This window comes from Pseudomonas sp. rhizo25, from assembly GCF_031931935.1.
GTDB lineage: Bacteria > Pseudomonadota > Gammaproteobacteria > Pseudomonadales > Pseudomonadaceae > Aquipseudomonas > Aquipseudomonas synxantha.
On record NZ_JAUJXA010000008.1, the window covers coordinates 57,339 to 70,855 of the forward strand.

Annotated in this window: 13 protein-coding genes; 7 read left to right on the plus strand and 6 right to left on the minus strand. The window is 59.9% G+C overall.

What is annotated here, in order from left to right; translation table 11 throughout:
* Positions 1-63: 63 nt before the first annotated feature.
* Both QZR30_RS18175 and gloB read right to left on the minus strand, forming a co-directional pair.
* Positions 64-1,464, minus strand: a complete 1,401-nt coding sequence (locus QZR30_RS18175; RefSeq protein WP_046072317.1) for a transglycosylase SLT domain-containing protein — start codon at positions 1,462-1,464, stop codon at positions 64-66.
* 98 nt (positions 1,465-1,562) lie between these two features.
* Positions 1,563-2,330, minus strand: coding sequence for a hydroxyacylglutathione hydrolase (gene gloB, locus QZR30_RS18180; RefSeq protein ID WP_046072318.1), 768 nt, complete (start codon positions 2,328-2,330; stop codon positions 1,563-1,565).
* 65 nt (positions 2,331-2,395) lie between these two features.
* Between gloB and QZR30_RS18185 the strand changes: the two genes are divergently transcribed.
* From QZR30_RS18185 to QZR30_RS18205, 5 genes are all read left to right on the plus strand, one after another.
* Complete coding sequence (locus QZR30_RS18185) at positions 2,396-3,154, plus strand: class I SAM-dependent methyltransferase (protein WP_046072319.1); 759 nt, start codon at positions 2,396-2,398, stop codon at positions 3,152-3,154.
* An 85-nt stretch (positions 3,155-3,239) separates the two neighbouring features.
* Positions 3,240-3,692, plus strand: a complete 453-nt coding sequence (gene rnhA / locus QZR30_RS18190; protein ID WP_003173571.1) for a ribonuclease HI — start codon at positions 3,240-3,242, stop codon at positions 3,690-3,692.
* Between the two features lie 70 nt (positions 3,693-3,762).
* A complete protein-coding gene (gene dnaQ, locus QZR30_RS18195; RefSeq protein ID WP_173664510.1) occupies positions 3,763-4,503 on the plus strand; it encodes a DNA polymerase III subunit epsilon in 741 nt (246 codons plus the stop codon).
* Positions 4,504-4,640: 137 nt separating this feature from the next.
* Positions 4,641-6,896 carry an Orn/Lys/Arg decarboxylase N-terminal domain-containing protein gene (locus QZR30_RS18200; protein ID WP_046072321.1) on the plus strand — a complete coding sequence of 752 codons (2,256 nt, stop codon included), beginning with the start codon at positions 4,641-4,643 and terminating at the stop codon, positions 6,894-6,896.
* A 20-nt stretch (positions 6,897-6,916) separates the two neighbouring features.
* A complete protein-coding gene (locus QZR30_RS18205; protein WP_046072322.1) occupies positions 6,917-7,486 on the plus strand; it encodes a GNAT family N-acetyltransferase in 570 nt (189 codons plus the stop codon).
* Between the two features lie 3 nt (positions 7,487-7,489).
* On the opposite strand, the gene QZR30_RS18210 is transcribed toward QZR30_RS18205, so the two are convergent.
* Complete coding sequence (locus tag QZR30_RS18210; RefSeq protein WP_046072323.1) at positions 7,490-8,401, minus strand: LysR substrate-binding domain-containing protein; 912 nt, start codon at positions 8,399-8,401, stop codon at positions 7,490-7,492.
* A 183-nt stretch (positions 8,402-8,584) separates the two neighbouring features.
* Between QZR30_RS18210 and QZR30_RS18215 the strand changes: the two genes are divergently transcribed.
* The gene (locus QZR30_RS18215; RefSeq protein WP_056846443.1) at positions 8,585-8,923 is read left to right on the plus strand and encodes a hypothetical protein; all 339 of its coding nucleotides are present in this window, start codon (positions 8,585-8,587) and stop codon (positions 8,921-8,923) included.
* 60 nt (positions 8,924-8,983) lie between these two features.
* Here QZR30_RS18215 and QZR30_RS18220 read toward each other — a convergent pair whose 3' ends face one another.
* The gene (locus QZR30_RS18220; protein WP_046072325.1) at positions 8,984-9,220 is read right to left on the minus strand and encodes a hypothetical protein; all 237 of its coding nucleotides are present in this window, start codon (positions 9,218-9,220) and stop codon (positions 8,984-8,986) included.
* 228 nt (positions 9,221-9,448) lie between these two features.
* Between QZR30_RS18220 and QZR30_RS18225 the strand changes: the two genes are divergently transcribed.
* The gene (locus tag QZR30_RS18225) at positions 9,449-10,006 is read left to right on the plus strand and encodes an NADPH-dependent FMN reductase (protein ID WP_046072326.1); all 558 of its coding nucleotides are present in this window, start codon (positions 9,449-9,451) and stop codon (positions 10,004-10,006) included.
* A gap of 113 nt (positions 10,007-10,119) precedes the next feature.
* Here QZR30_RS18225 and poxB read toward each other — a convergent pair whose 3' ends face one another.
* Both poxB and QZR30_RS18235 read right to left on the minus strand, forming a co-directional pair.
* Positions 10,120-11,844: a ubiquinone-dependent pyruvate dehydrogenase gene (gene poxB / locus QZR30_RS18230; protein ID WP_311903820.1), complete on the minus strand. Its 1,725-nt coding sequence runs from the start codon at positions 11,842-11,844 to the stop codon at positions 10,120-10,122.
* A gap of 118 nt (positions 11,845-11,962) precedes the next feature.
* On the minus strand, positions 11,963-13,516 hold the full coding sequence (locus QZR30_RS18235) for a type VI immunity family protein (protein WP_311903821.1): 1,554 nt from the start codon (positions 13,514-13,516) through the stop codon (positions 11,963-11,965).
* Position 13,517 lies beyond the last annotated feature (1 nt).

Consider the following 13,517-nt stretch of genomic DNA (forward strand, 5'->3'; position numbering starts at 1 on the left):
AGAGCCTAATGTGGGAGGGGGCTTGCTCCCTCCCACATTAGCCTACCGGTGTTCTTGAGGGCTTTATCTTGGCCCGGACACCACCAGCATCTGCCCGGGCTTCAACGCCTGGCCGGTGCGCGGGTTCCAACGCTTGAGATGTTGCATCTCGACGTTGAAGCGCTTGGCGACCATGTACAGCGAGTCGCCTTTCTTGACCTTGTACTGCACCGGTTTCTTCGCCGCGGCTTTACGAGTGTCCTGCATCACCAGGGTCTGGCCGACCTTGAGGGCCTGGCCGTTGAGCTTGTTCCAGCGTTGCAGGTCATGCACGTCGACCTTGTTGGCCTTGGCGATCAAGGTGAGGTTGTCGCCACTGCGCACCTTGTAGTTGCGGGTGCGCCCGGCCACCGACTTGGTCTCGACTTCGTCGAACACCGGCTTTTTCGGGCGCATGCTCAGCAATTCTTCGGGCTTCATCGTCGAAAGGGTGCTGGTCAGCAACTGGGCCTTGGAAGTGGGCACCAGCAAATGCTGGGGGCCGTCCAGGGTAGTGCGCTGCTTCAAGGCCGGGTTGAGTTGGAACAGTTCGTCTTCGTCGATCTCGGCCAGCGCCGCAACCCTTGACAGGTCCATGCTCTGCTTGACTTCGACTACTTCGAAGTATGGCGTATTGGCAATCGGGTTCAGGTTGACACCGTAGGCCTCGGGCGCCAGTACCACTTGGGACAGGGCCAGGAACTTGGGCACGTAGTCCTTGGTTTCCTGGGGCAGGGGCAGGTTCCAGTAGTCGGTGGGCAGGCCGAGCTTTTCGTTGCGCTCGATGGCCCGGCTGACCGTGCCCTCACCGGCGTTATAGGCCGCCAGGGCCAGCAGCCAGTCGCCGTTGAACATGTCATGCAGACGCGTCAGGTAGTCCAGGGCGGCGGTGGTGGAGGCGGTAATGTCGCGACGGCCGTCGTAGGCACGGGTCTGGCGCAGGTTGAAGTAGCGCCCGGTGGAGGGAATGAACTGCCACAAGCCGACTGCATCGCTGCGCGAATAGGCCATTGGGTTGTAGGCACTTTCAATCACTGGCAGCAGCGCCAGCTCCAGGGGCATGTTGCGTTCTTCAAGGCGTTCGACGATGTAATGAATGTAGAGGCTGCCGCGTTCGCCGGCGTTCTCGAGGAAGGACGGGTTGCTGGCGAACCACAGGCGCTGTTGCTCGATGCGCGGGTTGACGCCGACGCCGTCCTGCAATTGAAAGCCCCGACGCATGCGTTCCCAGACATCCTGGGGCACTTCGGGGCTAGGCTTCTCTGATAGCCAAATAGGTTTTTGCTTGATCTTGGCAGCAAGATTGGGTTTGGGTTGCACGGTGGATTGTGCAGCGTAATGGGTCGATTGGCAGCCCGCCAGAGTCGCGGACACAGCCACCGCCACGGCTTGAGCCAGGCGGGTCAATGCGTCTGAAGAAATGGATTTACGAATAGATGACGACATTGGCTGGAAGTAAGTTCCGGGCAAAAATGTCGGGCGATTCTAGAAAGCGCTTCGGTTCCGGTCAACCATTCAGAAATTACGTATCAGAATACGTCCTCTTAGAACTTATCTTTCCAAGCCCTCAAGCTAGCAAACACCTCGGCCCCAGAGCGGTTGTCGCGGCCATTCCGTTCGTCTGCTTTTTGTTTAACGGATGTTTCAGCGGTACGCAGGAACGGGTTGGTACGTTTTTCCAGGGCCAAATTGGAAGGCAGCGTCATCTCGCCGCGAGCCCGTAGTTGGGCAACGTTTTCCAGCCGTTCGGCGATGTCGGCGTTGTGCGGTTCCACGGCCTGGGCAAACTTGAGATTACTTTGTGTGTATTCATGGGTGCAGTACACCAGCGTATCGGCGGGCAGGGCGGCCAGGCGTTCCAGGGAGGCATGCATCTGCTCCGGCGTGCCCTCGAACAGTCGCCCGCAACCGGCGGCGAACAAGGTATCGCCACACAACAGCACCCCTTCGTGATAAAAGGCGATATGGCCCAGGGTATGCCCTGGCACGGCGTAGACGTCGAAGTCCCAGCCCAGCACGTTGATACGGTCATTGTCCTGCAGCGCCACGTCCCGCGCCGGGATCTTTTCGTTGGCCGGGCCTTGGACCTTGGCGCCGGTCACCTGTTTCAGTTGCTCGACACCGCCCACGTGATCATGGTGATGGTGGGTGACCAGGATGTCGCTGAGGGTCCACTCGGCGTTCTGCTGGAGCCAGGCCAGCACTGGCGCGGCATCGCCGGGGTCGACCACGACGCAGCGCCGGGTGGCGGGGTCTTGCAACAACCAGATGTAGTTGTCGGTGAAGGCGGGTAGGGCACTGATCTGTATCATTCTTCGATTCGCCAAGCTGAACACATTGGTGCATCTTAGAACGTCTAGGCGAGTTGGAGAATGCAATGACCGATAAAGCGTTCGCCCAGGCCGATCCTGAGTGGCTGGCCCTGATCAGTGCGGCCCGTGAATGGTTGTCCGGGCCGATTGGGCAATTTCTGCTGGATGAAGAACGACGCATGCTCGATGACGAGCTGGGCCGGTTCTTCGGTGGCTACCTGGTGCATTACGGACCGTCGGCCGAAACCCCGCCGTCGGCACCCCAGGTGCAACGCAATGTGCGCTTGGGCGCGCCGCTGCCGGGGGTGGAAATCGTCTGTGAGGAACAGGCCTGGCCCTTGAGCGAACACGCCGCCGACGTGGTGGTGTTGCAGCATGGCCTGGATTTCTGCCTGTCGCCCCATGGCTTGCTGCGCGAAGCCGCGAGCAGCGTGCGCCCCGGTGGCCACTTGCTGATTGTCGGTATCAACCCCTGGAGCAGTTGGGGCTTGCGCCGTGTATTCGCCCATGACGGCCTGCGCCAGGCGCGCTGCATCTCGCCGTCGCGGGTGGGCGACTGGCTGAATCTGCTGGGCTTCGCGCTGGAGAAACGCCGCTTCGGGTGCTATCGTCCGCCGCTGGCGACGGCCAAGTGGCAGGGTCGCCTGGCCGGTTGGGAGCGCCGGGCGGGGGCCTGGCAACTCTCGGGTGGCGGCTTCTATTTATTGGTGGCGCGCAAGATCGTGGTAGGGCTGCGGCCGGTGCGCCAGGTGCTGCGCCAACCCATGGGCAAGCTGGTGCCGATGCCGATGGCCAAGGTCAACCGCGAGCGAAGCGAACCCTAACCTCTTTATTGATTTCAGGCCGGGCTGCCCGGCCTCGGGATACTGTCGGTCAATGACCGCCAGCCCGTCTTGATGGATGCAACCGATGACCGATAGCGTAGAACTCTTCACCGACGGCGCCTGCAAGGGCAACCCCGGCCCGGGCGGCTGGGGTGCCCTGCTGGTGTGCAAGGGCGTGGAGAAGGAACTGTGGGGCGGCGAAGCCAACACCACCAATAACCGCATGGAACTGATGGGCGCCATTCGCGGCCTGGAAGAGCTCAAGCGTCGCTGCAACGTTCTGCTGGTGACCGACTCGCAATATGTGATGAAGGGCATCAATGAGTGGATGGTCAACTGGAAAAAACGCGGCTGGAAGACCGCGGCCAAGGAGCCGGTCAAGAACGCCGACCTGTGGCAATTGCTCGACGAGCAATGCAACCGTCACGACATCACCTGGAAATGGGTGCGTGGGCACATCGGCCACCCTGGCAACGAGCGCGCCGACCAGTTGGCCAACCGTGGGGTGGACGAAGTACGCGGCTACAAGCAGAGCTGAAGCCGGCCCACGTGTTAACATCGCGCCCTTTGATTCACACCACACCGTTGAGAGCTGAACCCTGATGGCCATCCGATCTGTTGTACTCGATACCGAAACCACCGGCATGCCGGTGACCGATGGTCACCGGATCATCGAAATCGGCTGTGTCGAACTGATGGGCCGCCGCCTGACCGGCCGCCACTTCCACGTCTACCTGCAACCGGACCGCGACAGTGACGAAGGCGCGATTGGCGTCCACGGCATCACCGACGAATTCCTCAAGGGCAAGCCGCGTTTTGCCGAAGTGGCCGATGAGTTCTTCGAGTTTATCAACGGCGCCCAGCTGATCATCCATAACGCGGCGTTCGACATCGGCTTTATCAACAACGAATTTGCCCTGATGGGGCAGATGGACCGTGCGGACATCTCCCAGCACTGCACGATCCTCGATACCCTGATGATGGCCCGCGAGCGTCACCCGGGCCAACGCAACAGCCTCGATGCCCTGTGCAAGCGTTATGGCGTCGATAACTCTGGCCGTGAACTGCACGGCGCCTTGCTCGACTCCGAGATCCTGGCCGATGTCTACCTGACCATGACCGGCGGGCAGACCAGCCTGTCCCTGGCCGGTAATGCCTCAGACGGCGCCGGATCGGCGGAAGGCTCCGGCAACCGCCCTTCGGAAATCCGCCGTCTGCCGGCTGATCGCAGGCCTACGCCGGTTATCCGGGCCAGCGAGCAGGATTTGGCCGAGCATGCGGCGCGGTTGGAAGCGATTGCCAAGTCGGCGGGTGCGCCGGCGTTATGGACCCAGTTGACCCAACAATAACCCGGACTCAATGCAGTAAAAATGTGGAGGGCAAGCCCCCTCCCACAGTTGACCCCCATCGTCTGTGAAATCTTCATTCGCCACATTCGCTCCCAGCTTCTACCCTTGAGTGCAAAGCCTCCGGAGTAAGAGCGCTCATGTACAAAGACCTGAAGTTCCCCGTTCTGATCGTGCACCGTGACATCAAGGCCGACACCGTCGCCGGCGACCGGGTTCGAGGCATTGCCAGGGAGTTGGAACAAGAGGGCTTCAGTATCTTTTCTGCCGTGGACTACGCCGAAGGTCGGCTGGTGGCCTCTACTCATCACGGTTTGGCGTGCATGCTGATCGCAGCGGAAGGCGCCGGAGAAAATACCCATCTGCTGCAAAACATGGTCGAGCTGATCCGCCTGGCGCGGGTGAGGGCGCCCAACCTGCCGATCTTTGCCCTGGGCGAACAGGTCACCCTGGAAAACGCCCCCGCCGATGCCATGAGTGAACTCAACCAACTGCGCGGGATTCTCTATCTGTTCGAAGACACCGTGCCGTTTCTCGCACGCCAGGTCGCCCGCGCTGCGCGTTCCTACCTCGATGGTCTGCTGCCGCCATTCTTCAAGGCCCTGGTGCAACACACCGCCGACTCCAATTACTCCTGGCATACCCCCGGCCATGGCGGTGGCGTGGCCTATCGCAAAAGCCCGGTGGGGCAGGCGTTTCATCAGTTCTTTGGGGAAAATACCCTGCGTTCGGACTTGTCTGTTTCAGTTCCCGAGCTGGGCTCGCTGCTTGATCACACCGGGCCCTTGGCCGAAGCCGAAGCCCGCGCCGCTCGCAACTTTGGCGCTGACCATACGTTCTTTGTGATCAACGGCACGTCCACTGCCAACAAGATCGTCTGGCATTCCATGGTCGGCCGCGACGACCTGGTGCTGGTGGATCGCAATTGCCACAAATCGGTGTTGCACTCGATCATCATGACCGGCGCGATCCCACTGTACCTGTGCCCTGAGCGCAACGAACTGGGAATCATCGGCCCGATTCCCCTGAGCGAATTCAGCCCTGAGTCGATTCGCGCCAAGATCGACGCCAGCCCCCTGACCCGTGGCCGGCCTGCGAAAGTGAAGCTGGCGGTGGTGACCAACTCCACCTACGACGGCCTGTGCTACAACGCCGAATTGATCAAGCAGCAACTGGGCAACAGTGTCGAGGTGCTGCACTTTGACGAAGCCTGGTACGCCTACGCCGCGTTCCACGAGTTCTTCGCCGGGCGCTATGGCATGGGCACCTCGCGCACCCCGGATAGCCCCTTGGTCTTCACCACCCACAGCACGCACAAGTTGCTGGCGGCGTTCAGCCAGGCATCGATGATCCATGTGCAGGACGGCGGCGCACGGCAACTGGACCGTGATCGGTTCAACGAAGCTTTCATGATGCATATCTCGACCTCGCCCCAATACAGCATCATCGCCTCGCTGGACGTGGCCTCTGCAATGATGGAAGGCCCGGCCGGGCGCTCGCTGCTACAGGAAATGTTTGACGAGGCCCTGAGTTTTCGGCGTGCGCTGGCCAACCTGCGCCTGCATATCGCTGCCGAAGACTGGTGGTTTTCCATCTGGCAGCCAACCTCGGTCGCCGGTATCGACCGGGTCGTCACCGCGGATTGGTTGTTGCACCCTCAGGATGAGTGGCATGGTTTTGGCGACGTTGCCGAAGACTACGTATTACTCGACCCAATCAAAGTGACGCTGGTGATGCCCGGCCTCAACGCCGGTGGCGCCCTGAGCGACTGCGGAATTCCCGCCGCGGTGGTCAGCAAGTTCCTCTGGGAGCGTGGCCTGGTCGTGGAAAAAACCGGGTTGTATTCGTTCCTGGTGTTGTTTTCAATGGGCATCACCAAAGGCAAATGGAGTACCTTGCTCACCGAGTTGCTGGAGTTCAAGCGCAGCTATGACGCCAATGCCAGCTTGGTCAGTTGTCTGCCGTCGGTGTATGCCCAAGGCCCCGCGCGTTATCAGGGGATGGGGCTGCGCGACCTTTGCGACCAGTTGCACAGCTGTTACCGTAGCAACGCTACCGCCAAGCATCTCAAACGCATGTATACGGTGTTGCCGGAAATCGCGATGAAGCCCGCCGATGCCTACGACCAGTTGGTGAGGGGCGAGGTGGAGGCAGTCCCTATCGATGCCTTGCCTGGGCGTGTCGCGGCCGTGATGCTGGTGCCTTACCCGCCCGGTATTCCGTTGATCATGCCCGGTGAACGCTTTACCGAGTCAACCCGTTCAATCATCGACTACCTGGCGTTTGCCCGTACGTTCGATAGCAGCTTCCCTGGTTTTGTCGCGGATGTTCATGGGCTGCAACATGAAGATGACGGCAGTGGCCGTTGTTACACCGTCGATTGCATCAAGGGCTAAGGATGTTTATGCAAGCAGTAATGAACCCGAAGTATCCAGGGCTCAGTGTGCGGGTCGCCGATGAAGGGTTCGACCCCTATGTATGGGGCAATGACTTCAGCTTCGAGGTCAGCGCCTATGCTGTGCCGCAGATGGGCCTGCGTGTCGATCAGTGGCCTGTGGAGCGCGTTCTGCCGTACCGCAAGTGCTACGGCATTGACCCGGAAGAGTTCGCCAGCTTTCGCGACGCCACCGACAGCGCGATCTTCATGGCCTACCTGGATGACCGTGCGGTGGGGCATGTAGTGGTCAGCACCAACTGGAACGGTTTTGCCCACGTCGATGAGTTGGCCGTGGTGTTGCCTGCGCGACGCCATGGTGTGGCCAAGGCGTTGCTGGATGTGGCGCAGTTCTGGGCTCGCAAAAAAAACCTGCCGGGCATGATGCTGGAAACCCAGAACAATAATCTTGGGGCCTGCCGCCTGTATGAGCGCTGTGGGTACGTGATGGGCGGGATTGATCAATTGCGTTATCGCGGGATTGATCCGCAAACCCGTGAAGTGGCGATCTTCTGGTATCGGTTGTTCAAGACGGAAGTGGAATCGATCTGACGCTTAGGCTGTGGATTTTGTGTCGCCGCCCAGGAGACTTTCGGCCTTCTGGGTGACAATCTCCAGCAAGGCATTCAACGCCGGTAAAGTCGCATGGTCTTTCAGCGTCAATGCATACAGGCTAACCATGATCGGCGGCGACACCGGGCACGCATCCAGCCCGACCTCTCGCGCGCCGAAGGCGGTGAAGGGGTCGACAATCGCCAAGCCTTCCCCGGCTTCCACCATGCTGCGCATCATCTGGTAGGTTTGCACCCGCGTCTGCACCACCGGCAGTGGGCGCAGGGCTTGCAGCTTGGCGTCCAGCAGGCGACTGAGGGGGTCATGCCCCTCAAGCCCGATCAGCGACTGCCCGGCCAGGTCCTGCAATGCAATGTACTTTTGCTTTGGTTTGAGCCACCCATGGGGCGCGAGTAGTTGCAATTTGCCCTGGGCCAGTACGGTGCTTTGGATTTGTGCATGTTCCGGATCATGCAGGCTCAGGCCCACATCGGCTTCGTGCAGCAGCAGGCTCCTGACGATCTCCCGGGTCGGCTGGCTCGACAGATTGCACGGGGTGTCCTGGAAGCGTCGGCGCAGCATGGCAATGCTTTGCGGCAACAGTTGGTTGGCCAGGGGCGGGGTGCACAGGGCGCGCAGTGTCGGGGCGTGATGGTGTTTCAAACGGCTGGCCAGGCGTTGTAGCGGTTCGAGCGCTTCGTATAACGGGCCAATATGCGCCTGCAACTCCAGGGTCTCGCGCGTCGCTTGCAGGCGGCCGCGTACACTGGCGAACAACATGAACCCCAATTGCAACTCGGCATCCTTGAGAGTGGCGTCTACCTCGCCCACGGGGAGTTGCAGCCACTCGGCGGCCGTGCCGAGGTGCCCGGTCTGCAAGATGGCCTGAATCACTTCGATATGACGTAAACGCATGGCCGGAGTCTATGTGCAGCGCGATGGGGATTCAATGGTGCAAGGCTTTGTGCGCAAAAAAGACTGCACGGGTCGTCCTGGCCTATGGCATTCGGTCATGACCTCACTAGAATGGCGCATCTGATCAGTAACGACCAATGCCGGCGTTCCGGTACTTAAAACAAAAACAGGTCTGGTCTCAAAATGCCTCTACCCTCGACATTCTTCGGGGTGACGGCCAAGCAACTCCTGGTCCTGGTGACCCTGGGATGCGTGGCGGCTTACCTCTTCAATGATCACGCTGAACCCACGCCGGAAAACCTCGCACTGGAAACCTTTATCCGTTCACAGGAACAGGTGGGTGAACAGGTGGGCGCGGTGCTGGGCATTACCTTGATTCGGCAGGTGGAGGCATATCCCGCCTATAACGTGTCGGGCTACAAGCGCTCCATGTACGCCGTCGAGGGGGAGCGAGGGCGACTCGTGGTGACGCTCAAGCAAGGCGAGCAGGGAATTGAAGTGACAGATATCCGCAAACCCTGATCCTCCGGCCCAGTTGCCGCCAGCACGCGCTGGGACTGGGCGGGTGGATAAGGCGGGATCTTATGAGGCGAGGGTGGTTTGCGATTCGCGGACGATAATGGTCCCCGACTGGATCAACTTGAATTCATCGCCTTCCAGTTTTTCTACACGGTCGCCAATGGCCAGCTTGTAGGTAGTGGAGGGCGTCGAGCCAGCCAGGTCGCCTTGCGCCGGGTTGGATTCCTGGAACTCATGCACCGAATACACGCGACCTTCCGCGTCTCTGGCATGGAACTGTCCGACTAGTACTGCTGCCATCTGTTTAGAACCTCTGGAGATAAACACTCGATTTGCGGTTCTGTAGACCGTCAGGGAGCGGGGTAGTTTACCTATAAGAAAAAAATACTATTCGCTGATGTTTTCAGACGCTTCCTACGCAATTGATTGCAAAGAAAGCGCCGGGAAAATCACCGGGAACCTCTGGTGAACACGCCGCGAAGCCTCTATAACTACCAGCTCCTTTATTCAGAAGTCGGGAAAACCTCAATGAGCAAGGTCTACACGATCGCCGTCCTGGTGGGCAGCTTGAGAAAAGAGTCGATCAACCGCAAGGTCGCCCTGGCCCTGGCCGAGCTGGCCCCCGCCAATCTCAAGTTGAACATTGTCGAAATCGGCGATTTGCCGCTCTACAACGAAGACCTCGAGGGAGCAACACCGCCCGCAGCCTACAGTACTTTCCGCAAACAGGTGAGTTCATCCGACGCAGTGCTGTTCGTGACCCCCGAATACAACCGCTCCGTACCCGCTCCTTTGAAGAACGCCATTGACGTGGGTTCGCGTCCATATGGGCAAAGTGTCTGGGGCGGCAAGCCGGGAGCCATCATCAGTGTGTCGCCGGGTGCCATGGGCGGTTTCGGTGCCAACCACCACTTGCGCCAGTCGCTGGTGTTCCTGGATGTGTGGTGCATGCAACAGCCGGAAGCCTACCTGGGCGGAGCGGGCAGCGTGTTCGATGAGGCGGGCAAAGTGTCGGAAAGGTCCAAGCCGTTCCTGCAGGCCTTTATCGATGCCTACGGCAAGTGGGTGGAAAAACAGAAGGCTTGATCTGGCAATGAGTTCAAGTGTGGGAGGGGGCTTGCCCCCGATTGCGGTGTATCAGTCAGCCAATGTTTAGCTGACGCACTGCTATCGGGGCAAGTTCCCTCCCGCATTTTTTCTTATCGCAACCAGTTAGTCCGCGCCAGTTCAATCACCTCATCCCCACGCCCGCTCATCACCGCCTTGAGCATATACAGGCTGAACCCCTTGGCCTGCTCCAGCTTGATACTCGGCGGCATCACCAACTCTTGAGTGGCGGTGACTACGTCCACAAGTACCGGGCCGTCATGGGCCAGGGCGCGGCGCAAGGCCGGTTCGAGGTCTTCGGACTGCTCAACGCGAATACCCAGGATGCCCATGGCATTGGACATGACGGCGAAGTCGGGGTTTTTCAGCTCGGTGCCGGTGTCCAGGTAGCCCGCGGCTTTCATCTCCATGGCAACAAACCCCAGGGACGAGTTGTTGAACACGATGAGTTTCACCGGCAGTTTCAATTGCGCCAGTGAAATGAAATCCCCCATCAGCATGGTGAAGCCCCCATCGCCGGACATGGAGATCACCTGGCGCGCGGGAAATGCCGCCTGGGCGCCGATGGCCTGGGGCATGGCATTGGCCATCGAGCCATGGTTGAACGAGCCGATCAGCCGGCGCTTGCCGTTCATCTTCACATAGCGCGCAGCCCATACTGTAGGTGAGCCGACGTCGGCGGTGAAGATTGCGTCATCGTCGGCCAGTTCGCTGAGCAAGCGCGCTACGTATTGGGGATGAATCGGCCGGTTGGCTTTGGACGGTTGTGCCAGGTCATCCAGGCCTTGGCGGGCTTTTTCGTAGTGCTTCAGCGAGGTTTCGAGGAAGCTGCGATCAGTCTTGCGGGTCAGGCGTGGCAGCAGGGCGTCGATGGTTTCACTGACATCGGCGGCGATGCCCAGGTCCAACGTCGCGCGGCGACCGAGGGCCTGCGGATCGCGGTCGACCTGGATGATCTTGGCGTCGGTCGGGTAGAACTGGCGATAGGGGAAGTCAGTGCCGAGCATGATCAAGGTGTCGCAGTCGAGCATCGCATGGTAACCGGAGCTGAAACCGATCAGACCGGTCATGCCGACGTCGAACGGGTTATCCCATTCCACATGCTCCTTGCCGCGCAGCGCGTGCACCACCGGCGCGCCGAGGGCATCGGCCAAGGCCACCACTTGATCGTGGGCGCCGGCACAGCCGCTGCCGCACAGCAGGGTGACTTTCTCGCTGTCCTGCAAGATCTCGCTGAGGCGTTGCAGGTCCTGCTGCGCCGGCAAGGTGCGCGGCGCATGCAGGGCCGGCCAGGGCTTGAGCGTGTCTTCGACTTCCAGCAGCGACACATCCCCCGGAATCACCACCACCGCCACGCCGCGATTGAGGATCGCCGAGCGCATGGCACGGTGCAGCACCTGGGGCATCTGTTCGGGGTTGCTGACCAGCTCGATAAAGTGGCTGCACTCCTTGAACAATTCCTGGGGATGGGTTTCCTGGAAATAATTCAGGCCGATCTCCGACGACGGAATTTGCGCCGCAATCGCCAGCACCGGCACATGGTTGCGATGGCAGTCGAACAGGCCATTGATCAAATGCAGGTTGCCCGGCCCGCAACTGCCGGCACACACGGTCAACTCACCGGTAGCAGCGGCTTCGGCGCCAGCGGCAAAGGCCGCGACTTCTTCGTGGCGCACGTGCATCCACTCGATGCTGTCCATGCTCCGCAGCGCGTCGGTCAAGCCATTGAGGCTGTCGCCGGTCAGGCCCCAGATGCGCTTGATGCCCGCCTGTTCAAGGGTGGTCGCCAACTGCTGGGCCAGGTTGATTTTCGCCATGAAGAACTCCAATCGTCAGTGAGTTGAAAAGCTGCTGATCAGTAGAGGACAGTTCGATTACGGCGAATGCTCCGTTGTTAATGTGAAGATTGCGTCATGGTTGCGCAGTACCAGCCATTCAAGATTGCACCAGCCCCAACCAACGCCAGACGACTTTCTCTTCATCAACCCAGGGCATCAGGGCTGCGTAATCGAATAGCCGCTCGCTGCCCGGCTTGTAATCGCATACCCACTTTCCCGGATAAGGGCAGGTTTCGCCGCTGCGTGCACGCATGCCGCTGACGGTCCATAGCCAGCGTACGTTCTGGCCTTCATGCAAGGGCAGGCGTTCATTCAACTGGACGGTGCACTCCACGCAGCGATTCGATTCCATTTCCCAGCGACCAGCGCGTGGTGCCGGTTCATGGCTATGGGCATGGCGAGCGGGTTCCGCAGGTGTTTGATCTGGGTCGCGTTGCCAGATCAGCAGGTGATCAGTGGGCCCGCATTCGAGCGTCGGCAAAACATCCCCCTGGTTGAATTCGCGTCGAGAGCCCGCCAAGCCGGGCACAAGCCACCATCCGGCTTGGGTACAGGTCATGCCTGCAACCATGCCTAGGGGCTGAGAAACTTGAGCGTGAGCAGGCGGCTTTGGCTTGATCAACCGCACGGCGGGCGTCGGCCAATCGCTGTCGGCATCGAAACGTGCCATCCAGCGTCGGCTGTCGGCATCGGTAAAACGTTCGTTCGGGTCACCGTCCCATTGGCCGAAGCCCAACAAACCCAGGTCGTCGTAGCGGATGGGCTTGAGCAATTTGTTCAAGAGCATGGGCAGTTCGGGCACGCCGTGTTCAACAGGGTGCAGCTCAGGCTGTTCGCCCAGCTCGATCCACTGGCCGCTATGCAGTTCGGTGATGTTGATGCGGGGGTGAGCGAGTGCTTCGCGTACCTGTTCGCGGGTCAGGTCGAGTTTTTTGCGCCAGTGGTCGGCGAGCAGGAAAGCCCAGGTGGGAGGGCGGATGCCGTTGGGCAATTCGTCGTCCATGCCATAGGCATATTCGATGTCAAGCCCGTAGAAAGCCGGAGCGAGGGCTCTTTCCCAGGTGGTGACTTCTGCTCGCGTGCCATATTCCATGGGGTTGGCCATGGCGAAACCGCTGTAGGCCTGATGGGCCTTGAGCAGGTCGATGGTCTTGAGGACGAACTGGCGCCAGGCATCGCGGTTGTCGAGCCACCATTGCCAGCGGTAATGGAAAACTATCCAGGAGTAAGCAGGAGTGGTTCCGTTAGCTTGGAACCGACTGCGCCAGAAATGACCTGCCGTCGTCGGGGAGGATGCGTGGTTTTCTTCGTCGGTAAACCAAAATACAAAGTAATCGTTTGGATAGACATCCATCGCTTGCATGCGAAGATCAGGCTCTTCATCGGGGTATGGATGAGGGCGTTCTGCATCCTCGTGCATGGTCATGGTGTAGGGATGCCCAAGCAGTTGTTCGAAAGCTTCATGGATATCCACCATTAGCAAAGCGATATCACGCTGGTTGTCGGAGGTGGGGGGGAAGTAGAAACTGGTGAAGGGGCTGACGCTGTGCGAGGCTTGCTCGGTGCCTGATTCGGAGTTTGGCCATTCCTTCAGAAGCTCGATAAAGAGGCCCCGTTCTTTGACGGTAAACATCTGATGAGTTGTGCTCATG